The organism is Pseudonocardia spirodelae (assembly GCF_037727765.1).
In the GTDB taxonomy this organism is placed as follows: Bacteria; Actinomycetota; Actinomycetes; order Mycobacteriales; family Pseudonocardiaceae; genus Pseudonocardia; species Pseudonocardia spirodelae.
Genome location: NZ_JBBJUP010000001.1, coordinates 330,568 through 352,573 on the forward strand (window position 1 = coordinate 330,568; position 22,006 = coordinate 352,573).

At 76.0% G+C, this 22,006-nt stretch carries 22 protein-coding genes; 14 read left to right on the top strand and 8 right to left on the bottom strand.

Annotated features, from left to right (window positions below):
- The first annotated feature begins 100 nt into the window (after nucleotides 1-100).
- The 6 genes from WJX68_RS01460 (at nucleotide 101) to WJX68_RS01485 (ending at nucleotide 6,274) form a co-directional block, all read left to right on the top strand.
- Nucleotides 101-1,300 (top strand): cysteine desulfurase-like protein, encoded by a 1,200-nt coding sequence (locus tag WJX68_RS01460; protein ID WP_340285647.1) that lies wholly within the window; start codon nucleotides 101-103, stop codon nucleotides 1,298-1,300.
- Nucleotides 1,301-1,323: 23 nt separating this feature from the next.
- Nucleotides 1,324-2,517 (top strand): ABC transporter substrate-binding protein, encoded by a 1,194-nt coding sequence (locus WJX68_RS01465; protein ID WP_340285649.1) that lies wholly within the window; start codon nucleotides 1,324-1,326, stop codon nucleotides 2,515-2,517.
- Entirely contained in the window at nucleotides 2,514-3,638 is a 1,125-nt protein-coding gene (locus WJX68_RS01470; protein ID WP_340285650.1) for a FecCD family ABC transporter permease, read from the top strand. Before WJX68_RS01465 ends, WJX68_RS01470 begins: the two co-directional genes overlap by 4 nt.
- Nucleotides 3,635-4,432: an ABC transporter ATP-binding protein gene (locus tag WJX68_RS01475; RefSeq protein WP_340285652.1), complete on the top strand. Its 798-nt coding sequence runs from the start codon at nucleotides 3,635-3,637 to the stop codon at nucleotides 4,430-4,432. Before WJX68_RS01470 ends, WJX68_RS01475 begins: the two co-directional genes overlap by 4 nt.
- Before the next feature lie 220 nt (nucleotides 4,433-4,652).
- Complete coding sequence (locus WJX68_RS01480; RefSeq protein ID WP_340285653.1) at nucleotides 4,653-5,480, top strand: amino acid kinase family protein; 828 nt, start codon at nucleotides 4,653-4,655, stop codon at nucleotides 5,478-5,480.
- Entirely contained in the window at nucleotides 5,477-6,274 is a 798-nt protein-coding gene (locus tag WJX68_RS01485) for an amino acid kinase family protein (RefSeq protein WP_340285654.1), read from the top strand. The genes WJX68_RS01480 and WJX68_RS01485 overlap by 4 nt, the downstream gene beginning before the upstream one ends.
- Before the next feature lie 35 nt (nucleotides 6,275-6,309).
- On the opposite strand, the gene WJX68_RS01490 is transcribed toward WJX68_RS01485, so the two are convergent.
- Nucleotides 6,310-6,981 carry a TVP38/TMEM64 family protein gene (locus WJX68_RS01490; RefSeq protein WP_340285655.1) on the bottom strand — a complete coding sequence of 224 codons (672 nt, stop codon included), beginning with the start codon at nucleotides 6,979-6,981 and terminating at the stop codon, nucleotides 6,310-6,312.
- Nucleotides 6,982-7,109: 128 nt separating this feature from the next.
- Between WJX68_RS01490 and WJX68_RS01495 the strand changes: the two genes are divergently transcribed.
- Nucleotides 7,110-7,487, top strand: coding sequence for a hypothetical protein (locus tag WJX68_RS01495; protein ID WP_340285656.1), 378 nt, complete (start codon nucleotides 7,110-7,112; stop codon nucleotides 7,485-7,487).
- Here WJX68_RS01495 and WJX68_RS01500 read toward each other — a convergent pair.
- From WJX68_RS01500 to WJX68_RS01515, 4 genes are all read right to left on the bottom strand, one after another.
- Nucleotides 7,462-7,809 (bottom strand): hypothetical protein, encoded by a 348-nt coding sequence (locus tag WJX68_RS01500; RefSeq protein ID WP_340285657.1) that lies wholly within the window; start codon nucleotides 7,807-7,809, stop codon nucleotides 7,462-7,464. The two genes, WJX68_RS01495 and WJX68_RS01500, sit on opposite strands and share 26 nt — an antisense overlap.
- A 61-nt stretch (nucleotides 7,810-7,870) precedes the next feature.
- On the bottom strand, nucleotides 7,871-8,917 hold the full coding sequence (locus WJX68_RS01505) for a DUF4185 domain-containing protein (RefSeq protein ID WP_340285658.1): 1,047 nt from the start codon (nucleotides 8,915-8,917) through the stop codon (nucleotides 7,871-7,873).
- 9 nt (nucleotides 8,918-8,926) lie between these two features.
- A complete protein-coding gene (locus WJX68_RS01510) occupies nucleotides 8,927-9,670 on the bottom strand; it encodes an enoyl-CoA hydratase/isomerase family protein (protein ID WP_340285659.1) in 744 nt (247 codons plus the stop codon).
- A 28-nt stretch (nucleotides 9,671-9,698) separates the two neighbouring features.
- Complete coding sequence (locus WJX68_RS01515) at nucleotides 9,699-10,568, bottom strand: alpha/beta fold hydrolase (protein WP_340285660.1); 870 nt, start codon at nucleotides 10,566-10,568, stop codon at nucleotides 9,699-9,701.
- Nucleotides 10,569-10,692: 124 nt separating this feature from the next.
- Here WJX68_RS01515 and WJX68_RS01520 point away from each other — a divergent pair, with 124 nt between their 5' ends.
- The gene (locus WJX68_RS01520) at nucleotides 10,693-11,223 is read left to right on the top strand and encodes a hypothetical protein (RefSeq protein ID WP_340285661.1); all 531 of its coding nucleotides are present in this window, start codon (nucleotides 10,693-10,695) and stop codon (nucleotides 11,221-11,223) included.
- A gap of 72 nt (nucleotides 11,224-11,295) precedes the next feature.
- A complete protein-coding gene (locus WJX68_RS01525) occupies nucleotides 11,296-12,588 on the top strand; it encodes an MFS transporter (RefSeq protein ID WP_340285662.1) in 1,293 nt (430 codons plus the stop codon).
- Between the two features lie 24 nt (nucleotides 12,589-12,612).
- Here WJX68_RS01525 and WJX68_RS01530 read toward each other — a convergent pair whose 3' ends face one another.
- Entirely contained in the window at nucleotides 12,613-13,989 is a 1,377-nt protein-coding gene (locus WJX68_RS01530) for a serine/threonine-protein kinase (RefSeq protein ID WP_340285663.1), read from the bottom strand.
- A gap of 215 nt (nucleotides 13,990-14,204) precedes the next feature.
- Here WJX68_RS01530 and WJX68_RS01535 point away from each other — a divergent pair, with 215 nt between their 5' ends.
- Both WJX68_RS01535 and WJX68_RS01540 read left to right on the top strand, forming a co-directional pair.
- Nucleotides 14,205-14,750, top strand: coding sequence for a DUF4334 domain-containing protein (locus tag WJX68_RS01535; RefSeq protein ID WP_340285664.1), 546 nt, complete (start codon nucleotides 14,205-14,207; stop codon nucleotides 14,748-14,750).
- Nucleotides 14,747-15,322, top strand: a complete 576-nt coding sequence (locus tag WJX68_RS01540) for a TetR/AcrR family transcriptional regulator (RefSeq protein WP_340285666.1) — start codon at nucleotides 14,747-14,749, stop codon at nucleotides 15,320-15,322. The genes WJX68_RS01535 and WJX68_RS01540 overlap by 4 nt, the downstream gene beginning before the upstream one ends.
- Here WJX68_RS01540 and WJX68_RS01545 read toward each other — a convergent pair.
- Nucleotides 15,306-16,355, bottom strand: a complete 1,050-nt coding sequence (locus tag WJX68_RS01545) for a YncE family protein (RefSeq protein ID WP_340285667.1) — start codon at nucleotides 16,353-16,355, stop codon at nucleotides 15,306-15,308. The genes WJX68_RS01540 and WJX68_RS01545 overlap by 17 nt on opposite strands.
- A 129-nt stretch (nucleotides 16,356-16,484) precedes the next feature.
- Between WJX68_RS01545 and WJX68_RS01550 the strand changes: the two genes are divergently transcribed.
- Entirely contained in the window at nucleotides 16,485-17,696 is a 1,212-nt protein-coding gene (locus WJX68_RS01550) for a cytochrome P450 (protein WP_340285669.1), read from the top strand.
- A 6-nt stretch (nucleotides 17,697-17,702) separates the two neighbouring features.
- Here WJX68_RS01550 and WJX68_RS01555 read toward each other — a convergent pair whose 3' ends face one another.
- Nucleotides 17,703-18,383: an MmpS family transport accessory protein gene (locus WJX68_RS01555; RefSeq protein WP_340285670.1), complete on the bottom strand. Its 681-nt coding sequence runs from the start codon at nucleotides 18,381-18,383 to the stop codon at nucleotides 17,703-17,705.
- Nucleotides 18,384-18,685: 302 nt separating this feature from the next.
- Between WJX68_RS01555 and WJX68_RS01560 the strand changes: the two genes are divergently transcribed.
- Both WJX68_RS01560 and WJX68_RS01565 read left to right on the top strand, forming a co-directional pair.
- A complete protein-coding gene (locus WJX68_RS01560; RefSeq protein WP_340285671.1) occupies nucleotides 18,686-19,348 on the top strand; it encodes a TetR/AcrR family transcriptional regulator in 663 nt (220 codons plus the stop codon).
- Nucleotides 19,349-19,414: 66 nt separating this feature from the next.
- Nucleotides 19,415-21,943, top strand: a complete 2,529-nt coding sequence (locus tag WJX68_RS01565; RefSeq protein ID WP_340285672.1) for a Tex family protein — start codon at nucleotides 19,415-19,417, stop codon at nucleotides 21,941-21,943.
- Nucleotides 21,944-22,006 lie beyond the last annotated feature (63 nt).

The window sequence follows — 22,006 nt, forward strand, 5'->3', positions numbered from 1 at the left end:
GGGGGTCACCCACACGGGCGGTGCGACACGGCTTCGTGGCCGGGATGCAACCCGCCCGCGGCCCCGCGCCGCCCCACCGGCGGCGTGACAGGGTGCGGGCATGAGCTACGACGTCGCCGCCGTCCGGAGCCGGTTCCCCGCCCTGCGGGCCGGGATCGCCCACTTCGACGGGCCCGGCGGGTCCCAGGTCCCCGACTCCGTCGCCGGTGCCGTGGCCGCGACGATGACCTCGCCGCTGGCCAACCGCGGGCAGGTCACCAGTGGCGAGCGGGCGGCCGACGCGATCGTCCTCGGCGCCCGCGCCGCGATGGCCGACCTGCTCGGCGCCGACCCGCGCGGGGTCGTGTTCGGGCGCAGCATGACCGCGCTGACCTTCGACCTCGCCCGCACGCTGGCCGCGACCTGGTCGCCGGGCGACGAGATCGTCGTGACCCGGCTCGACCACGACGCGAACATCCGGCCCTGGGTGCTCGCCGCCGGCGCGGCCGGGGCGACCGTGCGGTGGCTCGACTTCGACCCCGACACGACCGAGCTCGACGACGTGGCACCGCTGCTGTCCGACCGGACCCGGCTGGTCGCGGTCACCGGGGCGTCCAACCTGGTCGGGACCCGTCCCGCCCTGCGCGCGATCGCGGACGCGGTGCACGCGGCCGGCGCGCTGTTCATGGTCGACGGCGTGCACCTGACCGCGCACGCCCCGGTCGACGTCGCGGCGCTCGGCGCGGACCTCTACGCCTGCTCGCCGTACAAGTTCCTCGGGCCGCACTGCGGCGTGCTCGCCGCCGACCCGGACCTGCTGGAGACGCTGCACCCGGCCAAGCTCGCCCCGTCGAGCGACGCGGTGCCCGAGCGGTTCGAGCTCGGCACGCTGCCCTACGAGCTGCTGGCCGGCACCACCGCGGCCGTCGAGTTCCTCGCCGGCCTCGACCCGTCCGCGACGGGGGACCGGCGGGCCCGGCTGCAGGCGTCGATGGCCGCGGTCGAGGCGCACGAGCTCCCGCTGCGCGAGCGGATCGAGGCCCACCTCGCCACCCTGCCCGGGGTCACCGTCCGGTCCCGCGCGGCGCGGCGCACGCCGACGCTGCTGGTCACCGTCGACGGCCGCGACCCCGCCGAGGTCTACCGGTACCTGGCCGGGCGGCGGATCGCGGCGCCCGCCTCGTCGTTCTACGCGCTGGAGTGCTCGCGCCGGCTCGGCCTGGGGGACACCGGGTCCCTGCGGATCGGGCTCGCCTGCTACACCGACGACGCCGACGTCGACCGGCTCCTCGACGCGCTGTCGGGCCTCGTCGGTGCCTGAACGACATATGTGAGACTCTTCAGGTGACGTGGTACCCGCGGCGCGCCGCCGCCGTCCTGTTCGCGCTGCCGGTGCTCCTCGCCGCCGCATGCTCGGCCCCGGCCGCCGCGCCGCCGGCCCCGTCCGGTCCGTCCGTGCAGGGCTGCGTCCCGGGGGCGCAGGCCCCGGCCGGGGACGTGGCGTTCAGCCACGCGACGAACGTCCGGATCACCGGCGCCGACGGCTACCGGGTGCTCACCGTCGCGCAGCCGTTCCCGGGCGGGCGGCCGCAGTCGGTCGTCCTCGTCGGGTGCGGAGACCCGGCCCCGGTGCTGCCCGCCGCGCTGGCGCAGGCACCGGTCGTGCGGACCCCGGTCAGCGGGGTGTTCGCCGCCTCCACCACCCAGCTGCCGATGCTCACCGAGCTGGGCGCGCTGGACCGGATCACCGGCGTCGGCGGGCTCGCGCTCGTCACCGACCCGGCCGTGCGGGGGCGGGTCACCTCCGGTGCGGCGACCGAGTTCGCGCCGAACGGCACGCTCGACGCCGAGGCCGTCGTCGCGGCCGCCCCGCCGGTCGTGCTGTCGGCCGGGACCGACGACGCGGCGCTGCCCGCGCTGTCCGCCGCCGGGATCCCGGTCGTCGGGTGGGCGGACTACCTGGAGAACGGCCCGCTCGGCCAGGCCGAGTGGATCAAGGTCGTGGGGGCGCTGACCGGGCAGGACGCCCGGGCCGCGGAGATCTTCGCCGGCATCGCCACCCGCTACGACGACCTGGCCGGCCGGGTGCGCGGCCTGGCGCCGGTGCCCGCCGTGGCCGGCCAGCCCTACCAGGGCACGTGGAACGTCCCGGCGGCCGGCTCGACCGCGGGGATCCTGCTCCGCGACGCCGGCGCCACCTGGCTCGGCGCCGCCGTGCCCGGCACCGGCACCCAGGAACGCTCGCTGGAACAGGTGCTGGCCCAGGACGGCGACGCGCCCGTCTGGCTGGCCGACGGACCCTTCGCGACGACCGCCGACGTCGCCGCGCTGGACCCGCGGCTGACCGCGCTGGCCGCGGTCCGCTCCGGCGGGCTGTGGACCCGCGACCGCGCGACGACCCCGGAGGGCGGCAACGCCCTCTACGAGCGCGGTGCCCTGCACCAGGACGAGATCCTGGCCGACCTCGTCGCGATCCTGCACCCGCAGGTGCTGCCGGGGCACGTGTTCACCTACTACCGGCAGGTGCCCACAGGATGAGGCCCGCCGCGTCCGCGCCGACGGGGTCCCGGACGCCCGCGCCCGGCCCGCCCGGGCAGCGCCCGGGCGCGCGGGCCCCGCTCGTGCTGCTCCTGCTCGCCGCCGGGGTGCTCGTGCTGTTCGCGCTCGCCGTGTCCACCGGGTCGGTGGTGATCGGGCTCGACCGCACGGTGTCCGCGCTGCTGGGCACCGGCGTCCCCGACGCCCGTCTGGACCTGCTCGTCACCGACCTGCGGGTGCCGCGCGCGGTGACGGCGCTGCTGGTCGGGGCGGGACTGGGCACCGCGGGCCTGCTCACCCAGACGCTGTTCCGCAACCCGCTCGCCGAGCCCTACGTGCTCGGGGTCAGCGCCGGGGCCGGGCTGGGCGTGGCGCTGGTGAGCACGGCGGGCGCCGCGTCCGGGGTGGCGGCGTTCGCCACCGGCGGGCTCGGCGCGGCGGGGGCGCCGGGCGGGCGGCTCGTCACGGTCGCGGCCGCCGCGGCCGGCGCCGCGGCCGTGCTCGGGCTGGTCCTGGCGCTGTCGCGGCTCGCGCGCTCGGTGACCGCGCTGCTGGTGGTCGGCGTGATGCTCGGGTCCGCGGTCACCGCGGTGGTCAGCCTGCTGCTGGTGTGGACCGACCCGCGCACGGCCCAGCAGTTCCTGCTGTGGGGGCTCGGGTCGGTCTCCGGGGTCTCGCGCGGCGAGCTGGGCGTGTTCGGCGGGATCGTCGCGGCCGGGCTGGTCGCGGTCCTGCTGCTCGCCAAGCCGCTGGACGGGCTGCTGCTCGGCGACGACTACGCCCGCACCGCCGGCGTCGACGTCACCCGGGTGCGGCTGGTCGTGCTGCTCGTCGCCGCGGTGCTCGCGGGCACCGTCACCGCGTTCTGCGGGCCGGTCGGGTTCCTCGGCATCGCCGTGCCGCACCTGGCCCGCACGGCCGTCGGCACCTCCCGCCACCGCGTCCTGGTCCCGGCCACCGCACTCACCGGTGCGCTGGTCGGGCTGGGCTGCGCGGTCGTCGCGAACCCGCCGGGGGTCGGGACGGTGATCCCGCTGAACGTGGTGACCTCGCTGGTGGGGGCGCCGGTGGTGATCGCGGTGCTGCTGCGGTCACGACGGCTCGGCGGCGGCCCGTGGTGAGCGCCGGGCTCGTGCTGCGCGGGCTCGCCGTGGGCCACCGGGACCCCTCGCCGCTGCGCCGCGACCGGGCCCGCGTCGTGCTCGACGGGGTCGACGCCGTCGCCGCGCGGGGGGAGCTGACCGTGCTGCTCGGCGCGAACGGCGCCGGCAAGTCCACGCTGCTGCGGACCCTCGCCGGGCTGCAGCCCGCGCTCGCCGGGACCGCCGCGCTGGACGGCACCGACCTGCTCGGGCTGCGCGCGGCGCAGCGGGCGCGCCGGGTCGGGGTGGTGCTGACCGACCGGCCCGACGCCGGCCTGCTGACCGGGCGTGACGTCGTCGAGCTGGGGCGGCTGCCGCACACCGGGCCGGCCGGGCTGCTCGGCCCCGCCGACACCGAGGCCGTCGACGCGGCGATCGACGCCGTGCGCGCCGGTCCGCTCGCCGGACGGCCGCTGGCCCGGCTCTCCGACGGCGAGCGCCAGCGGATCATGGTCGCCCGGGCGCTCGCGCAGCGGCCGTCGCTGCTGTTGCTCGACGAGCCCAGCGCGTTCCTGGACGTGTCCTCGCGCGTCGCGCTGCTCGGGCTGCTGCGCCGGCTGGCCTCGGAGTCCGACCTCGCGGTGCTGCTGTCCACCCACGACCTGGAGCCCGCGCTGCGCCTGGCCGACCGGGCCTGGCTGCTCGACGGGGCGGGCGGCCTCCGGACGGGCACACCGGCCGAGCTGGCCTCCGCGGGCGCGGTGGGCGCGGCCTTCGACACCGACGAGCTGGCTTTCGACGCCGCGTCCGGCACGTTCCGGCTGCGCCTCTGACGGTGCGGCGCCCCGCCGCGTGGCGCGGATCACCCGACCGGCGTGCGGGTCGGCGTATGCGGGACGGTGGTGCACGACCGGCCGCGGGCTCGGGCCCGGCGCGCCCGCCAGCCCGCATCCGGGGCTCGGCACGCCCCGACGGGCGGCGGCCGGAGTCGCTAGGTTCGTGCCCGTCCGCCCCGCCCGTCCGGCGGGAGCGCGCCGCACCCGAGGAGATCCGATGACCCACGCCGCGAGCGCGGCCGAGCTGGAGTCGTTGCTGCTGAGCCGGTCGCTCGACGACCCCGAGCTCGCGGCCGCCACCGAGCGCACCCCCGACACCCCCGTCCTGCCGGACGTCTCCGTCGTCAAGGTCGGCGGGCAGAGCTTCGTCGACCGCGGTCGCGAGGCGGTGTTCCCGCTGGTCGAGGAGCTGCTGGAGGCCCGTGCGACGCACCGGCTGCTCATCGGCACCGGCGGCGGCACCCGGGCCCGCCACGCGTACGCCCTCGCCGCGGAGCTCGGGCTGCCGACCGGCGTGCTCAGCTCGGTCGGCAACGCCGTCGCCGGGCAGAACGCCACGATGCTCGGCTACCTCATGGCCAGGCACGGCGTGCCGGTCGTCGCCGGCGGCGGGTTCGACGCCCTGCCGCTGTACCTGTCCGAGTCGCGGGCCGCGATCTTCGCCGGCATGCCGCCGTACGCGATGTGGCAGCCGCTGCCCGACGAGGGCGTCATCCCGCCGTACCGCACCGACGCCGGCTGCTACCTGGTCGCGGAGACCTACGGCTGCAAGAACATGATCTTCGTCAAGGACGAGGACGGCCTCTACACGGCCAACCCGAAGAACGACCCGTCGGCGACCCTGATCCCCGAGATCACCGTCGACGAGCTGATCGAGCGCGACCTGCCCGACCTGATCATCGAGCGCCCGGTGCTGGAGCTGATGCGCCACGCGAGGCACGTCCGCTCGGTGCAGATCGTCAACGGGCTCAAGCCCGGCAACCTGACCCGCGCGCTCGCGGGCGAGCACGTCGGCACCGTCATCACCGCGGGAGGGACCCGATGAGCACGACCTACACCAAGGACGTCGAGTCCGCGCTGGCCCGCCAGACCCTGCTCGACCGCGAGCAGGTCCGCCCCGTCGACCAGCAGCAGCCGGTGATCCGGATGCTGCCGCGCCTGCGCGTCGTGGTGCTGGGCGGACGCTCGATCGTCGACCGCGGCCGCGACGTGCTGCTCCCGGTCGTCGAGGAGCTGCGCGCCGCGCTGTCGGGGGACCCGCTGCTGATCGCCACCGGCGCCGGCATCCGGGCCCGGCACGCGCTCGGGGTCGGCCTCGACCTGGGGCTGCCCACCGGTGCGCTCGCCGAGATCGCCGGGCGCGAGGCCGAGCAGAACGGGCACCTCGTCGCCGCGCTGCTCGCCGAGCAGGGGGTGGCCTACCTCGGCCACGACACCGTCGCCCACCAGCTGCCGGTGCACCTGGCCGCGTCGAACGCCGCGGTGACCAACGGTTACCCGCCCTACGGCGTCCACGAGTTCCCGGCCGCCACGGGCAAGATCCCGCCGCACCGCACCGACACCGGCGCGCTGCTGCTGGCCGACGCCTGGGGCGCGGCGTCGCTGACCTACGTCCGCGACGTCGCCGGGGTCCTCGACGGCGGCACCCCGCTGCGCGAGGCCCGCGCCGCGGACCTGCTCGCCGACCCCGCCCGGTCGCTCCCGGTCGACCGCGAGGCGCTGCGCACGCTGCAGCGCGCCAAGCACGTCCGGTCGTTCCAGGTGGTCGACGGGACCGTCGCCGGGAACGTCACGAAGGCGCTGGCCGGCGAGCACGTCGGCACCGTCGTCTCGGCCTGACGGTCGGGGGCGACCGGTGCCGCGGCGCCGCGCGGTCAGCCGCCGGCGGAGCTGAGGTGCCGGTCGCCGGGCGTCGCGGGGGCGCGTCGCCGCCTCCGCGACGCGACGGCGGCGGCTCCGGCCAGGACCACGAGCCCCGCGACGGCGAGCACGAACGGCACCGAGCCGGGGTCGCCGCCGTAGGCGCCGATCGTCACGAACGCCACCGCCGAGGGCAGCACGCCCAGCACCGACCCGGCGAGGTAGTCCCGCAGCCGGACGGCGGTGAGCCCGCAGGCGTAGCTCAGCACCGGGAACGGGATCACCGGCAGCAGCCGTCCGCCGGCGACGGTCCACAGTGCGCCGTGGCGCAGCCGCGCGTCGAGGCGGGCGACGCGGGCGCCGCCGATCCCGGCGACGACCTCGCGGCCCAGCGACCGCGACAGCGCGAAGCCGATCAGCGACCCGGCGGCGACGGCCGTCATCGTCGTCGCGAGGCCCACCGGCAGCCCGAACAGCACCCCGGCGGCCACGCCCATGACCGTCGCGGGGGCCGGGACCAGCGTGAACGCGGTGAACAGCAGCGTGAACAGGACCGGCGCCGCCCAGCCGGCGGCCGACGTCGTCGCGCGGACGCCCTCGACCGTGGGCCAGCCGGTCACCAGCAGCACGGCCGAGCCGGCCGCCACCAGCACCACCAGCAGCACGGGCCGCCACCATCGGGCCACCGCCGACCACCTCCCACCCCGTCTACGACGCGGGTACCCGCCCGGGTTCGGGCGATCACCCGCCCGGAGCGGTGAACGGCGACCGGCAGGCAGCGAGCGGTGCCCCGGTGTGACACAGTGCTGCGCTGATGAGACGACCTGCCAGCACCCGCACCCTGCTGGGGTGGGTCGCCGTCGCGCTCGCCGGCGTGTGGATCGCCGGCACGGTGGTCCTGATCGCGGGCACCGGGGAGCAGGGCGCCGCCGACCGGGCGCAGCTGTTCTCCCGGGCGCAGGCGGCGCTGGACACCGGCGACGGCGCCCGCCTGCACGAGCTGCTGCTCGACGCGCCGGACCGCGGCTTCGCCGTCGACTACGCCGAGCGGCTGCGCGCGGCCGGGTCGCCGGCGCTGCTGCCGGCGGGGCAGGACCGCGCCGAGGTCCGCTCCGGACCGCTGCTCGTCACGCTGTCGGTCACCGAGGAACGGGGCCGCTGGTACCTCAGCCTCCTGCCGCCCGGGGACTAGGCACCCGGTGCGCGGGGCCGCGCCACCACGACGGCCACGCGCGCGTCCGCGCCGCGGGTCCGGTGGTGACGGCGGCGACGACGCCGGGGAAGCCGGTCAGCAGCCGGGGCACGGCCCGGCGCAGCCGCCGGGCCGCGGCGTGCGGGTCGACGTCGACGAGGGTCGCCTGCAGGCTCAGCTCGCCGCCGCGGCGGGCGGTCCGGACCCGGGCGAGCTCGGGCAGCATCCGGGCCAGTGCGCGCAGCTCGCCCGGTGTCAGCGGGCATCCGGTGAGGACGACGGTGGCCGTGAACGGACGCGTCCCCTCGGGGTGCGGGGTCATGCCGTGACCTACGAGCGGGCGGGCCCGCCGGATGCGGACCCGGGTTGGCGATACCCAGTTCTCAGGACGTCCCGGCGGTCGGTTGCTCCGCCTGCAGCAGCGCGGTGGCGTCCGTCCGGAACTGCATGGCGCGGTAGGGCCAGTTGGTCGTGGTGTTCCACTGGCTGACGACGAGGTGCAGGTCGTCGAGCGTGGAGCCGGGCACTACGTAGCCGCCGTAGAGCTGGGCGACCCGGCCGGTGGCGTGGTCCTCGTCGTCCCAGCCGCAGCCCGACAGCAGGGTGGTGCGCGGGGCGCGGTGCAGGTCGGCGTTCGGCCGGTCGAGCAGCATCGCGTCGATGCGGTAGCTGCCGGCGTCGAAGAACGTCAGCAGCAGGTGCTCGCGCCCGTCCGGGCCGGGGACGCGGCGCAGGTTGAGCTCGCCGAAGGCGCCCGGGATCGTCAGCGTCGGCGGGTTGCCCCAGTCCCAGCGTTCCCCGGCGAAGCCCCACGGCTCCCAGGCGTCGCGGTCGGTGATCCGGTCGGCGGGCACCCGGTGCAGCAGCAGCCCGTCGCGGCGCTGGAAGCCGGTCGTGTAGGCGTAGACCCAGCCGTCGCCGCCGTCGCACCAGGTGAGCTGCTGGAACAGGCCGTCGTGGTGGTGGCCGGGCCAGTCGCAGCCGGTCCGCTCCCAGGTGACGCCGCCGTCGCGGGAGGCGATGATCTCGCTCCACAGCACGTTGCCGAGGCCCTTGTTGGCCATGACGTGCAGGTACATCGTGTCGCCGAGGGTGATGACGTCGGCGGGCAGGATCGTGGTGACGCGCCGGTGCAGCCGGAACCAGTTCGTCGCGGGCTTGCTGACGAGCCGGCAGGCGTAGTCGGCGGCGTCGCCGCCCGAGCCGGTCCAGCGCAGGCCGCCGCGGAAGTCGTGCGGGTCGGCGAACAGCACGACCGGCGAGCGCCAGCCCGGGCCGCCGACGCCGGCGCGGTCGAAGGTGTCACCGAACACGGCCACGAGCCGGCCGTCCGGGGCGGTCGCGAGGATGCCGAGGTCGGTGCCGCCGATCCCGAAGCGGTCGGTGTACCCGGGCCCGGTCAGGTCGGCGATCTTGGTCGTGACGGCCATGCGCCGACCCTACGGCCGGTAGCGCGCGATCGCGGCGCGGGTCGCGGGAAGCGCGAACACCTCGGCGAAGGTGTCCACGCTGGCCTCCACCGAGGCGGTCAGGCCCTGCTCGCGCCACGTGCCGACCAGCGCCTTCTGCGCGGCGAGGACCTCCCGGGTGGGGACGAGCAGCTCCGCCACCAGCCCGGCGACGGCGCCGTCCAGACCGGACGGGTCGGTGACGAGCCGGTTGACCAGCGAGCGCGCGTCGAACGAGTCCAGGGCGTGCACCCCGCCGAGCAGCACCATCTCGGCGGCCAGGGAGTCGCCGACGTAGCGGGGGAGCAGGGCCGCGTCGACCACGGAGGGGATCCCCAGGCGGACCTCCGGCAGCCCGACCCGCACCCCGGTGTGGGCCACGCGCAGGTCGCACGCCAGTGCCAGCTCGAACGCCGCGCCCAGGCAGGCGCCGTTGAGCCGGGCGATCGTCGGGACCGGTGCGGTGCGCACCGCGCGCAGGCAGTCCGCCAGCCGGGAGATGATCGCCCGGCCGTCGCCGGGTGCCGCCGAGCGGAACACCTCCAGGTGCATCCCGGCGCCGAACGCCCGGTCCCCGGCCCCGGTCAGCACGACCACCCGCACCGCGGGCGGCAGGTCGGTGACCGCGGCGGCGACCGCGTCGACGTCGTCGAGCCGCAGCGCGTTCGCCGCCTCCGGGCGGTCGAGGGTGATGGTGCGGACGGCGCCGTCGTCGTGCACCCGTGGCAGGCCCATGACCGGATCCTCGCACCCGCCGGGACCGCTACGGCGCGGTCGCCGCGGAGACGGCGGCGGCGACCGCGTCGGGGGCCTCGACCGGGACGAAGTGCCCGACGCCGTCGACCGGGGTGACGGTGACGTCGGTGAAGAACTCCCCGACCCGGTCGGACCAGTCGCGGGGGAAGAGCGGGTCGTGCTCGGGCCACAGGAACGTCGTCGGGACGGCGATCCGGTCCGCCGGGTCGGGCACCGTCTCGGCCAGCGACCGTGCGACCACCCCGCCCCCGGCGCGGTACCAGCCGACCGACGCGACGAAGGCACCCGGCGGGCCGTAGACGGCGGTGAGCTGGTCGAGGCGCTCGTCGCCGGGGGTGAAGTCCGGGCCGGACCAGTGCGACCAGAAGTGCCGCAGGTAGGCCCGGGTCGCGGCGGTGTCGCCGTCGACGAGCTCGCGGGCCAGGTCGAGCTGGTGGAAGGACTGGTACCAGAACTCGCGCATCGGGTCCTCGGCGAGGATCCGCGGGCCGACGCCGGGCGCGGGCGGGGTCAGCACGAGCGCGCGCAGCAGGTCGGGCCGGTCGAGGCCGAGCTGCTGGCCGACCCGGCTGCCGACGTCGCAGCCGGCGACGACGACCCCGGACAGGCCGAGCTCGTCGAGCAGCGCGACGAGCGAGCGGGCCTGCGCCGCCGCCGAGTAGGCCTCGGCCGGGTCGCGGTCGTGCTTGTCGGAGTGGCCGAACCCCCGCAGGTCCGGGACGACGACGTCGTGCGACCCGGCCAGCCGCCCGGCAACCGCGCCCATGTCGGTCCGGTCGCCCGGCCAGCCGTGCAGCAGCAGCACCGGCGGCGCACCCGGCTCGCCGTGGCGGTCGTAGGCGAGGCGGAAGTCGTCGGTGGGGTGGGACAGCGGCATCGCGGCGCTCCTGCGGTCGGCTCGTGATCCTCACCGGCGTACCAGGTGGTGGCGACCCCGGCGACCGGACGACGTACCGACGACTGACGATGGCCCGCGCCGCACCGGCGGAGATACTCGGGACATGGGTGGGCGGGCGGGTCGCGACGTCGAGGTCGACTGGGACGACCCGGACACGCCCGCACCCGGCTGGATGGGCTTCCTGCTCGCGCTGTGGCTGCTGCTCGGCGCCGCGTGCATCTGGTTCGCCGTGGACGACCTGCGGCTCGCGGCCGGTGCGGCCGGCACCCCGGGCGTCCTGCAGGTCACCGGCTGCACGGACCTGGGGGAGGGACGCCACGACTGCCACGGCCTGTTCCGGCCCGACGCCGGCGGGGTGCCGGTCGTCGTCGGCGCCTCGCCGGACTCCGCGGCCGGCGACGTCGTCGCGGCCCGGCTGACGCCCGCCGGGGACCGCGCCGTCGCGTCGGGGACGACCGGGGTGCTGGCCGCGTCGACGCTGCCGTTCCTGGGTGTCGCGCTGCTCGGGTACCTACCCTGGACGACCGCCGTCGTGCTCGGCGCCCGGCGCGGCCGGCGGACCCTCGCCGTCCTCGGGCACGTCCTCACCGCGGTGTTCGGCACGGCGACGCTGGTCGGCCTGGTCCTCTCCTGACCCGTCCGGTCGATTTGTCGGTCCGCAACGGTTACGGTTCGTCGACCGTCGGCCGACACGTCAGGGGGAACCGTGTCCCAGGCACCCACCACAGCGTCCACGGAACGTCACCGGCTGCCGGTACGCACGCTCGTCGCGGCGTCCATCGGCAACGCCGTCGAGTGGTACGACTGGACGATCTACGCGACGTTCTCGATCTACTTCGCGACCCAGATCTTCCCGCCGGAGAACGCGACGCTGGCGCTCATCTCCACCCTCGCCACCTACGCGCTCGCGTTCTTCTTCCGCCCGCTGGGCGGGCTGCTGCTGGGCCGCTTCGCCGACCTCAGGGGCCGCCGGACGGCGATGCTGGTGACGATCCTGCTGATGGCCGGCGGGTCGTTCGTGATCGGCCTGCTGCCGACCTTCGCGATGGTCGGCTGGCTCGCGCCGGTGCTGCTCCTGCTGGCGCGCATCGCCCAGGGCATGTCGCTGGGCGGCGAGGTCTCCAACGCCTCGGCCTACCTCGCCGAGATCGCGCCGCGCGAGCGGCGCGGGCGCTACTCCTCGTTCTTCTACATCTCGACCGGCACCGCGGTGCTGATCGCGTCGCTGACCGGGTTCGTGCTGGCCGCGTCGCTGACCGAGGACCAGCTCGCCGCCTGGGGCTGGCGGATCCCGTTCCTGCTGGGCGGCGTGCTGGGCGTCGTCGGGCTGTGGATGCGGCGCCGGATGGACGAGACCGAGCAGTTCGAGCAGAACAAGGAGACCGCGGCGCGCATCAAGAACCCGCTGATGCTGACGCTGCGTGAGCACCCGAGGGCCGTCGCGCAGCTCGTGGGCTTCACCATCCTGCACACGCTGTGCTACTACACCTTCTTCTCCGCGCTCACGCCGTTCGCGACGAAGTCGCGCGGGGCCGACGCGACCGAGGTGTTCCTGGCCCTGTCCATCGCCACCGCGCTGTTCGTGCTGCTGCAGTACCCGATGGGCGCCGCCGCCGACCGGTACGGGCGCAAGCCGCAGATGCTCGTCTGGTCCGCGGCGACGGCGATCCTGGTCGTGCCGCTGTCGTTCCTGATCGGCCCCGGGTTCTGGAACATGCTCGTCGTGTTCGTGGTGGGGCTGGGCCTCTACACGATGATGACCTCCATCGCGCCGGCGATCATGAGCGAGCTGTTCCCGACGTCGGTCCGCGGTCTCGGGATCGGCGCCTGGTACAACCTGACCGTCGCCGTGTTCGGCGGCACCGCGCCGCTGGTCGTGCAGTCGCTGCAGGCCGCCGACCTGGCGATCCTGTTCTTCGTCTACGTCGCCGTCGGGGCGGTGATCTCCTTCGTCGCGGTGCTCACGCTGCCGGAGACGAAGGGCGCCGAGCTGCGCTGAGCGGGCGGCTCGCCCGGACGCGACTCAGAACGCCATGCACATGACCATCGCGTTCGCCGTCTCCTTGCGCTGGGTCACGACCACCCGTCCGTCGGCGTCGGTGATCGTGCACTCGACGTAGCTGTCGCCGCGGTTCGACATCGTGTAGGCCGAGACTTGCGGGCGGGCGTCGGAACCCCATCGGCTCGTGTCGAAGACCAGCGACCACGGTGCGGGCGTCTCGCCTGCGGTGACCTGATCTCCAGCAGCGTCGGTGTAGATCAGATGCACCGGGTAGTTCGCGTCGACGGTGTAGGTGTAGCCGTCCGACTGACCTGCTCCGAAGACGGTGCCGCTCCGAGCTTCGGGAGTGGTCGGCGGCCGGGCCACGGAACTGCCCGTGGCCGCGGCTCCGGTGTCCGCGACGGGCGACGGCGTCGCGGCGGTGGCCCCGTCGGTCATCCGTCCGAGCCCGATCCCGGCAGCGAGCGTCATCGCCAGGGCCGCGGCGCCGACACCGGCGAGGACGAGGCGCCGCCGAGACGTCGCCGCGGCAGGTCTCGCAGCGTCGTGCGTCGTCGGCCGGACCCGGGTGGAAGCGGGCGCGGACAGGGCGGCCGCCGCGGCCGCCGCAAGCTCCCGTGCCGAGCCGAAGCGGTGCGCGGGATCTTTGGCCATGCCGCGCGCGATGACCTCGTCGAGCGCGGGCGGGATGTCCGGTCGCTCCCGGGACGGCCTCGGTGGCTCGGCCGCGAGGTGCGCCTTCATGAGCGACGCCGGGCCCGTGCCGTCGAATGGGCGTCGACCGAGCAGGCACTCCGCGAGAACGCACGCGAGTGAGTAGACGTCCGATCGGGCGTCGACGGCGCCGGCGTCGAACCGCTCGGGCGCCATGTAGGCCCAGGTCCCGATGGCCGTCCCGGTCGCGGTCAGGTGGGGATCGGTGCCGCCCGCACGGTAGGCGATGCCGAAATCGACGAGGTACACGAAGTCGGCCGGAGTCAGGAGGATGTTCGACGGTTTCACGTCGCGGTGCAGCACTCCGTGTCCGTGGGCGTGGACGAGTCCCTCGGCGACCTGGCCGATGACGGTGACCGCCCTGTGCGGCGCGAGCGGCCCGTGGCCGAGTACGGCGTCGAGGCCCATGCCGTGGATCAGCGGCATGTCGATGAAGAGATGTCCGTCGATCTCGCCGAAGTCGTGGATGGGGACGATGTGGGGACTCTGCATGGCCGCTGTGGCGCCGGCCTCACGACGGAACCGCTCGCGGAACTCCGGGTCATCCGCCACATCGGGCCGGAGGACCTTCAACGCGACCGGCCGCGCGCGCCGGGTGTCCACAGCACGATGGACCTCACCCATCCCGCCGCGCCCGAGCAGCCCGACGAGCCGGTAGTCCCCCAGACGTCCGTCGTCGATCATCTGCTTCCGCCCCCACGTCCCGAGCGCGATCGCCCGCCCTGGAACTTTCGGCGCGCCCGCTTGGTCCGTTACGCCCCGGAGGATGTCCGAGTGCGCGTGTGTCGTCCGGGCGAGCCGGCGGTCCCGCGACGACCTGGGCCGACGGCCGACCGGGACTTCTCCCCGAGCGGGCCGGTAGTCTCCATCGAAACGACGCCGTTTCGATGGAGACCGCCATGACCAGCACCGCCCCGGCCGACACGCTGCGCCACCTCGCGCACGGTGCCACGCTCGAGGAGGGCCTGTCCTTCTTCGACGCGCTGCCCGCTGTGCGCGTGGAGGAGATGCTCGGTGACTGGTCGGGCGGCGAGGTCCCGACCGGGAACCCGATGGACGGGCTGCTGGGCCGGTTCGGCTGGCACGGCAAGCGGTTCGACGGCGTCGACGAGGTCCACCCGCTCGTCATGGACCACCCGCGCGGCGGCCGCTTCAGCCTCAACCCCGCGCTCGTCCCGCTGCCCGCGCTGCTGCGCTACCCGGCCGCGCTGCGCCACGCCGCGGTCGCCCGGATCGCCCGCACCGCCGGGCCCGCGCTCGCGACCCGCGCGCCGAAGGCCCGGCTGCGCACCACCGAGTACCGCGGGGTCGCCAGCGCCACCATGTGCTACGACGACCTGCCGATCCACGACGTCTTCCGCCGCGTCGACGACGCCACCGTGCTCGGCGCGATGGACATGCGCGGGCTGACCCACCCGTTCCTGTTCTTCCTGCGCCGCGAGTGACCGGCCGGTTCCCGCCGGAGCGGCGCCGGGCGGTGCTCGCCGCCACCAGCGACCTGGTCGCCGAGCGCGGCTACGAGTCGACGACGGTCGAGGCCGTCGCGGCCGCGACCCGCACCAGCAAGGCGACGCTCTACCGGCAGTGGGGTGACAAGGCGGCGCTCGTCGTCGAGGCGGTCACGGCGGGCGGGCCGCTCGCGATCGACCGGATCGACACCGGGTCGCTGGCGGGCGACCTCGCCGCGGTCGCCGACCTGCTGGCGGCGCGGGCGCGCATCGACGTGCCGATCGTGCTCGGGCTCGCCGATGCCGGCCGGCGCGACCCGGCGCTGCTCGCGGCCCTGTCGACGCGGCTGCTGCCCCAGGTCGAGGCCGTGCGGGCACTCGTCGGGCGGGCGGTGGAGCGCGGCGAGCTGCCCGCCGTGCCGCCGGCGGCACGGCACCTGCCCCACCTGCTCGCGGGGGCGGTGGTGGCCCCGTCGCTGCTCGACGGGCCGGCCGCCGTCGCGGGGGCGGGGTACCTGCGGGCGGTGTGCGAGGACGTGCTGCTGCCCGCGCTCAGGGCCCGTCGATGACCTGCACGACACCCTCGGCGGTGCCGGTGACGAACAGGCGCCCGGTCTCCGGGTCGACGGCGACGGTGTTGGGCTGGCGCACGGTCGGGATCCGGGCGACCTCCCGCGGGGTCGGCGCGGTCATGTCGTAGCCGACCAGCAGGTTCGCCCCGCTCGCGGTGACCCAGACCCGGTCGCGCACCGGGTCGTAGGTGATGCCGTACGGCTCGCCCGCCAGGTCCACCCGCCCGACCTCCGACGGCGTGCCCGACGGGTCGAACACGATGACGTGGCCGCCGCGCGTGTCGGTGGCGATCATCCGCCCGTGCCGGTCGGCGACCAGGTGGGTGGGCCCGTCGCCGGCGGGGAGCTCGCGGATGCCGTCGCCGGTCGCGGCGTCGTAGACGGTCAGGCTGTTCTCGCGGACGTCGATCAGCCCGACCCGGCCGCCGACGGGGGCGAGCCCGGCCGGCTGCGTGACGTCGGTCAGCTGCCGGACCACCTCGTTCCCGCGGACCACCGAGACGCTGCCGCCCGCCTCGTTCGCGACGAACACGGTGCCCGCCGCGGTCTCCGTGGCGTCGTGGGCCATCGGGCCGGTCATGACCTCCGAGGACACGCGGCCCTCGGGCAGGGTCACCCGCAGCAGCCCGTTCGCGCTCTCGCTCGGGACCAGCACCGGTCCGCCGGGGGCCGCGAGCTGCAGGTGGCGCAGCACGCCGGGCAGCGGCACCCGCGCGGTCACCGCGGCGGTGTCGGCGTCGAGCAGCACCAGCCGGTCCGGCTGCCGCACCCCGACCGCGACGCGGCGGGTCGGCCCGTCGGCGACGATGCCCTCGGGGACGGCGCCGACCGCGACCGTCCGGCCCGCCGGGGCCGTGGCCACCGGGGGAGCGACGCCGGGCTCGGCCGGTGGCGGGAGCGGCTCGGCGAAGCGCACCGGCGCCCCGGCGCGGCCCGGCGCGGCCGGGGTGTCCCCGCCGGGGGCGGCGGCGCAGCCGGGAAGGATCAGCACGATCGCGGCGGCGGACGCCGTCACCAGGCCTCTCAGCACCGCCCCAGCATCGCGCGCGGGCGCGCCCACCGCCCGTCGGCGGGGACGAACAGGACGTCGGGAACGATCGTTGCCGGCGACAACATCGCCGGTTGCGGGGTCATCCGATAGTTGGCTACCGTTATCTGCGTGACGACCGCCGAGGCTCCGCAGCTGCCCTTCGACCGTCCGAACGTCATCGACGTCGCGCCGCTGTACGCGGTGCTGCGGCGCGAGGGCCCGATCGTGCCGGTGCGCACGCCGGTCGGCGACCCGGCGTGGCTGGTCACCCGGCACGCCGAGGCCCGCGCGCTGTTCGCCGACCCCCGCCTCGGGCGCTCGCACCCCGCACCCGAGCAGGCCGCGAAGGTGTCGGAGGCGGCGATCCTCAACGGCCCCAGCGGCTCCTACGAGACCGAGAAGGCCGAGCACGACCGGCTGCGCTCGCTGCTGGTCCCCGCGTTCTCGGCGAAGCGGATGCGGCTGCTGGGCGACCACGTCGCCGAGCTCGTCGACGGCTGCCTCGACGACCTCGTCGCCGCGAAGGAGGCCGCGCCGGACGGCGTCGCCGACCTGCACGCCCACCTCGCGTTCCCGCTGCCGGTGCTGGTGATCTGCGAGCTGCTCGGGGTGCCCTTCGCCGACCGAGGCTACTTCAACGGACTGTCCGAGCGGGTCGCGACGATCCGCTCCGGCGGCGACGCCGAGACCGCGATGACCGAGTTCCGCGCCTACATGGGCCGTCTCGCCGCGCTCAAGCGCGCGCAGCCCGGCGAGGACGTCGTGACCGACCTGGTCCGGGCGCAGGAGGCCGACCCCTCCTTCGGGGAGGCCGAGATGACCCGGCTCGCGGCCGGTCTGCTGTTCGCCGGGCACGAGACGACCGTCGGGCGGATCGACCTGGGCGTGCTGCTGCTGGTCACCGACCCCGCGCGCCGCGACGCGTTCGTCGCCGACATCGAGGGCCGGCTGCACGGCACCGTCGAGGAGGTGCTGCGCCTGTCCGCCCCCGGCGGGCTCGGGCTGCTGCGCTACGCCCACGACGACGTCGAGGTCGGCGAGGTCGTGATCCGGCGCGGCGACGCGGTGATGATCTCGACCGCGTCGGCGAACCGGGACGCCGAGGTGTTCGACGACGCCGACGCCTTCGACCCCACCCGGCGGCCGAACCCGCACGTGTCCTTCGGCTACGGCGGGCACTTCTGCATCGGCGCCAGCCTGGCCCGCACCGAGCTGGCGACGGTGTTCTCCCGGCTGTTCCGGCGCCTGCCCGGCCTGCGCCTCGCCGTCGGGCCCGACGAGCTGGACGTGCGGTCCGAGCAGTTCACCGGGGGTGTGCGGGCGCTGCCCGTCACCTGGTGAGGCCGGTCAGAACACCCAGCACCACGCGATGGCGTCGGCCTCGGCGGTGTCGTCGGTGGCGACCACCCGCCCCGTCGGGTCGGTGACGCGGCAGGACACCTGCGCGTCGCCGCGCCCGGACGTGCTGCGCACGATCAGCTGCGGCTCCGCGTCCCGGCCCCACCGTCCGGTCGGGACCTCCAGCCGCCACGGCGCCACCGTGCTCGCCACCTCGGTGTGCTCGCCCTGCGCGTCCAGGTAGGACAGCGCGACCGGGTGGTTGGCGGTGACCTCGTACACGTAGTGCGCGGGGTGGTACCCGCCGGCCGGGGCGGGGTCCGAGGCCGGTGCCGTGGTGGGTGCCGTGGTGGGTGCCGGGGTCGGTGCGGGCCCGCCCACGGGGACCGCCGGCCGGGTGGCCGGCGGCGCCGCGACGTCGCGGTGCGCGGCCACCGAGGACGTCAGGACCTCCACGCCCCCGATGCCGGTGACCCAGCCGGCGGCGAACGCCGCGGCGGCGACGGCCGTCAGCGCGACCGCGGCCCGGGCCCACCGCCGCACGCGCGAGGGCTGCGGGTGCCCGGGGGCCGCCGGGTCCGCCAGGGCCGCCGGATCCGCCGTCCGTGCCCCGCCCGGGGCCGTCGCGCGGGCGTCGGCCCGCATCGCCGCCCACCGCGCCTCGATCCCGCTCCGGTCGTCGTCGCCCATGTGTCCTCCCCGCGCCGTCCTGACGTGCGGTGAGTCGGGAGGATCCGGATAGTCCGTTACGTCCCTCCGGTGCCGGATCATCAGGATCGGGTACGGCGGTCCGTCCCGGCGGCAGGTGGGCGGGCACGGGCTCGGTCCCCGGCCCGGTCGTCGGCCACACTGCGGGTGTGGTCACGGGCCCGGCGGACGCGACACCGGCGCCCGCGACGGCGATGATCGGGGCCGGAGCGCGCGCGGACGGGGCGCCGGGCCGCCGCACAGGGGCCCTCCGGTGGCACGGGGGAGCGGACGAGGGGGACGGCATGCGGGGAGACAGGGGCGGGGGCCGCCGCCGGGAGAGCCGCGACGACGCGGTGGCACGCACCCGGGCGGCGCTGCTGGACGCGGCCGCCGACGTCTTCGCCGAGCGGGGCTACGACGGCGCCTCGGTCGACGAGATCGCCCGGGTCGCGGGGGTCTCGGTCGGGTCGATCTACAGCCGGTTCGGCAGCAAGCAGGACCTGTTCCGGGCGCTGATGAGCGCCTACCTCGACAGCGACCTCGGCCGGGTGCGCGCCGGCGTCGACGTCGCTCCCGAGCAGGGCCTGCTCGAGCTGGAGGCGATGTTGCTCGAGACCGCGCGCTCGCGGCCCGCGACCCTGCTCGACGCCGAGACCTGGGCCGCGGCGATGCGCACCCCCGAGCTGCACACCGCACTGGCCGGGCACCACAGCCGGGTGCGTGCCGAGGCGACCGAGCTGGTCGCACGCGGCCGTCTGGCCGGCGGGGTCGACCTGGGCGTGCCCGACGAGGAGGTCGCCACCGCGATGATCGCGCTGTTCCACGGCCTGCAGCGCGAGTACCGGCTGGGGTCGCCGGGCGCCGTCGCCCCGGACCTCTACAGCCGGATGGTGCTGGCACTGACGGCCGGGCTCGCCGCCGCGGCCGCCGCGGCGCCGCACGGGGAAACCCCAGGTCAGCCCTGACCGGCCGCGCGGCGCCGGCCCCCACCCGGCGGTGGCGGCCCGGACACCGTTCGCGACGATGGTCGGGTGACAGGCACGGCACCCCCGAACACCCAGCAGCTCCGCTCGATCAACCAGCGCATCGCCGACGAGCTCGGCGCCCGGCCGGACCAGGTCGGGGCCGCGGTGGCCCTGCTGGACGAGGGCTCGACGGTCCCGTTCGTCGCCCGCTACCGCAAGGAGGCGACCGGCGGGCTCGACGACGCCCAGCTCCGCACCCTGGAGGAGCGGCTGCGCTACCTGCGCGAGCTGGAGGAGCGGCGCGCGGTCGTCCTCGACTCGATCCGGACCCAGGGCAAGCTCGACCCCGCGCTCGAGGCCACGATCCTCGCCGCCGAGTCCAAGGCCCGGCTCGAGGACATCTACCTGCCCTACAAGCCCAAGCGCCGCACCAAGGCGATGATCGCGCGCGAGCAGGGCCTGGAGCCGCTGGCCGACGCGCTGCTGGCCGACCCGTCGCTCGACCCGCACGAGACGGCGTCGGGCCACGTGGGCGGCGACGTCGCCGACGCCGGTGCCGCCCTGGAGGGCGCCCGGTCGATCCTGGTCGAGCGGATCGGGGAGAACGCCGACCTCGTCGGCGGCCTGCGCGAGCGCATGTGGAGCCGCGGCCGGCTGGTCACCACCGTGCGCCCGGGCAAGGAGAACGACCCCGCCGCCGCCAAGTTCTCCGACTACTTCGACTTCTCCGAGGCGTTCACGACGCTGCCGTCGCACCGGATCCTCGCGGCGTTCCGCGGGGAGACCGAGGAGGCGCTCGACGTCACCCTCGACGCCGGCGACGACGACACCCCCACCGCCTACGAGCGGATGATCGCCGCCGAGTACGGCGTCGCCGACCGGGGCCGCCCGGCCGACGCGTGGCTGCTCGGGGTCGTCCGCTGGGCGTGGCGGACGCGGCTGCTCACCGCGCTGGGCATCGACATCCGGGTGCGGCTGCGCACCGCCGCCGAGGAGGGCGCGATCGGCGTCTTCGCGGCGAACCTGCGCGACCTGCTGCTCGCCGCACCGGCCGGCACCCGCGCCACGCTCGGGCTCGACCCGGGCCTGCGCACCGGGGTGAAGGTCGCCGTCGTCGACGGCACCGGCAAGGTCGTCGACACCGCGGTGATCTACCCGCACGAGCCCCGCAACGACCGCGCCGGGTCGCTGCGGACGCTGGCCGCGCTGTGCGCGAAGCACGCCGTCGAGCTGGTCGCGATCGGCAACGGCACCGCATCGCGCGAGACCGACGCCCTGGCCGGCGAGCTGATCGCCGCGAACCCGGGCCTGAAGCTGACCAAGGTGATGGTGTCCGAGGCCGGCGCCTCGGTGTACTCGGCGTCGGCCTACGCCTCGGCCGAGCTGCCCGACATGGACGTCTCGCTGCGCGGCGCGGTGTCGATCGCGCGCCGGCTGCAGGACCCGCTGGCGGAGCTGGTGAAGATCGACCCGAAGTCGATCGGGGTCGGCCAGTACCAGCACGACCTGCCCGAGTCCTCGCTGTCGCGCTCGCTCGACGCGGTCGTCGAGGACTGCGTGAACGCGGTCGGGGTGGACGTCAACTCCGCCTCGGCGCCGCTGCTGCGCCGGGTGTCGGGGATCTCGGAGTCCCTGGCCGGGGCGATCGTCGCGCACCGCGACGAGAACGGCCCGTTCCGCAACCGGACCGCGCTGAGCGGGGTCCCGCGGCTCGGGCCGAAGGCGTTCGAGCAGTGCGCGGGCTTCCTGCGCATCCGCGACGGCGAGGAGCCGCTCGACGTCACCGGCGTGCACCCCGAGTCCTACCCCGTGGTGCGCCGGATGGTGGAGCGCACGAAGCTCGACGTGTCCGCCCTGCTGGGCAACGCGGCGCGGCTGCACCAGATCAAGCCCAAGGAGTACGTCGACGACGCCGTCGGCCTGCCGACCGTCACCGACATCCTCGCCGAGCTGGAGAAGCCCGGCCGCGACCCGCGCCCGGCGTTCCGCACCGCGACCTTCGCCGACGGCGTCCACCGGATCTCCGACCTGCGCCCCGGCATGCTGCTCGAGGGCGTGGTGACCAACGTGGCCGCGTTCGGCGCGTTCGTCGACGTCGGGGTCCACCAGGACGGGCTGGTGCACGTCAGCGCGATGAGCAAGGACTTCGTGTCCGACCCCCGCGACGTCGCCAAGTCCGGTGACGTGGTCAAGGTCAAGGTGCTGGAGGTCGACGAGGCCCGCAAGCGGATCTCGCTGACCCTGCGCCTCGACGACGAGCCCGGCGCCGGCGGGCAGGGCGGCGGCCGCGGCCGGGGCGGCGAGCGCGGCGGCGAGCGGGGCGAGCGCACCGACCGCGGTGAGCGCGGCGGCGGGCGCCCGCGGGGCGGCGGTGACCGCGGCGGTGACCGCGGCGGGCCGCGAGGTGGCGACCGCGGCGGGCCGCGAGGTGGCGACCGCGGCCGTGGCGGCGACCGGGGCGGGCGCGGCGGCGCAGGGGGCGGCGGGGGCGCCCGCGGCGGGCAGAAGGCCGGTGGCGGCCGTCCGGCCGACCGCGGCCCGGTCAACGACGCGATGGCCGAGGCGCTGCGCAAGGCCGGGTTCGGCAAGGGCTGACGCGACACGGCCCGGTGATCACCCCCTCGTCCCGCGCCGGTGCCGTGACCAGCGGCATCGGTG

Coding starts and splice junctions, on each gene's coding strand:
- WJX68_RS01460 (WP_340285647.1), top strand. CDS start 101: ATGAGCTACGACGTCGCCGCCGTCCGGAGCCGGTTCCCCGCCCTGCGG.
- WJX68_RS01470 (WP_340285650.1), top strand. CDS start 2,514: ATGAGGCCCGCCGCGTCCGCGCCGACGGGGTCCCGGACGCCCGCGCCC.
- WJX68_RS01480 (WP_340285653.1), top strand. CDS start 4,653: ATGACCCACGCCGCGAGCGCGGCCGAGCTGGAGTCGTTGCTGCTGAGC.
- WJX68_RS01485 (WP_340285654.1), top strand. CDS start 5,477: ATGAGCACGACCTACACCAAGGACGTCGAGTCCGCGCTGGCCCGCCAG.
- WJX68_RS01495 (WP_340285656.1), top strand. CDS start 7,110: ATGAGACGACCTGCCAGCACCCGCACCCTGCTGGGGTGGGTCGCCGTC.
- WJX68_RS01500 (WP_340285657.1), bottom strand. CDS start 7,809: ATGACCCCGCACCCCGAGGGGACGCGTCCGTTCACGGCCACCGTCGTC.
- WJX68_RS01505 (WP_340285658.1), bottom strand. CDS start 8,917: ATGGCCGTCACGACCAAGATCGCCGACCTGACCGGGCCCGGGTACACC.
- WJX68_RS01510 (WP_340285659.1), bottom strand. CDS start 9,670: ATGGGCCTGCCACGGGTGCACGACGACGGCGCCGTCCGCACCATCACC.
- WJX68_RS01515 (WP_340285660.1), bottom strand. CDS start 10,568: ATGCCGCTGTCCCACCCCACCGACGACTTCCGCCTCGCCTACGACCGC.
- WJX68_RS01520 (WP_340285661.1), top strand. CDS start 10,693: ATGGGTGGGCGGGCGGGTCGCGACGTCGAGGTCGACTGGGACGACCCG.
- WJX68_RS01530 (WP_340285663.1), bottom strand. CDS start 13,989: ATGATCGACGACGGACGTCTGGGGGACTACCGGCTCGTCGGGCTGCTC.
- WJX68_RS01535 (WP_340285664.1), top strand. CDS start 14,205: ATGACCAGCACCGCCCCGGCCGACACGCTGCGCCACCTCGCGCACGGT.
- WJX68_RS01555 (WP_340285670.1), bottom strand. CDS start 18,383: ATGGGCGACGACGACCGGAGCGGGATCGAGGCGCGGTGGGCGGCGATG.
- WJX68_RS01560 (WP_340285671.1), top strand. CDS start 18,686: ATGCGGGGAGACAGGGGCGGGGGCCGCCGCCGGGAGAGCCGCGACGAC.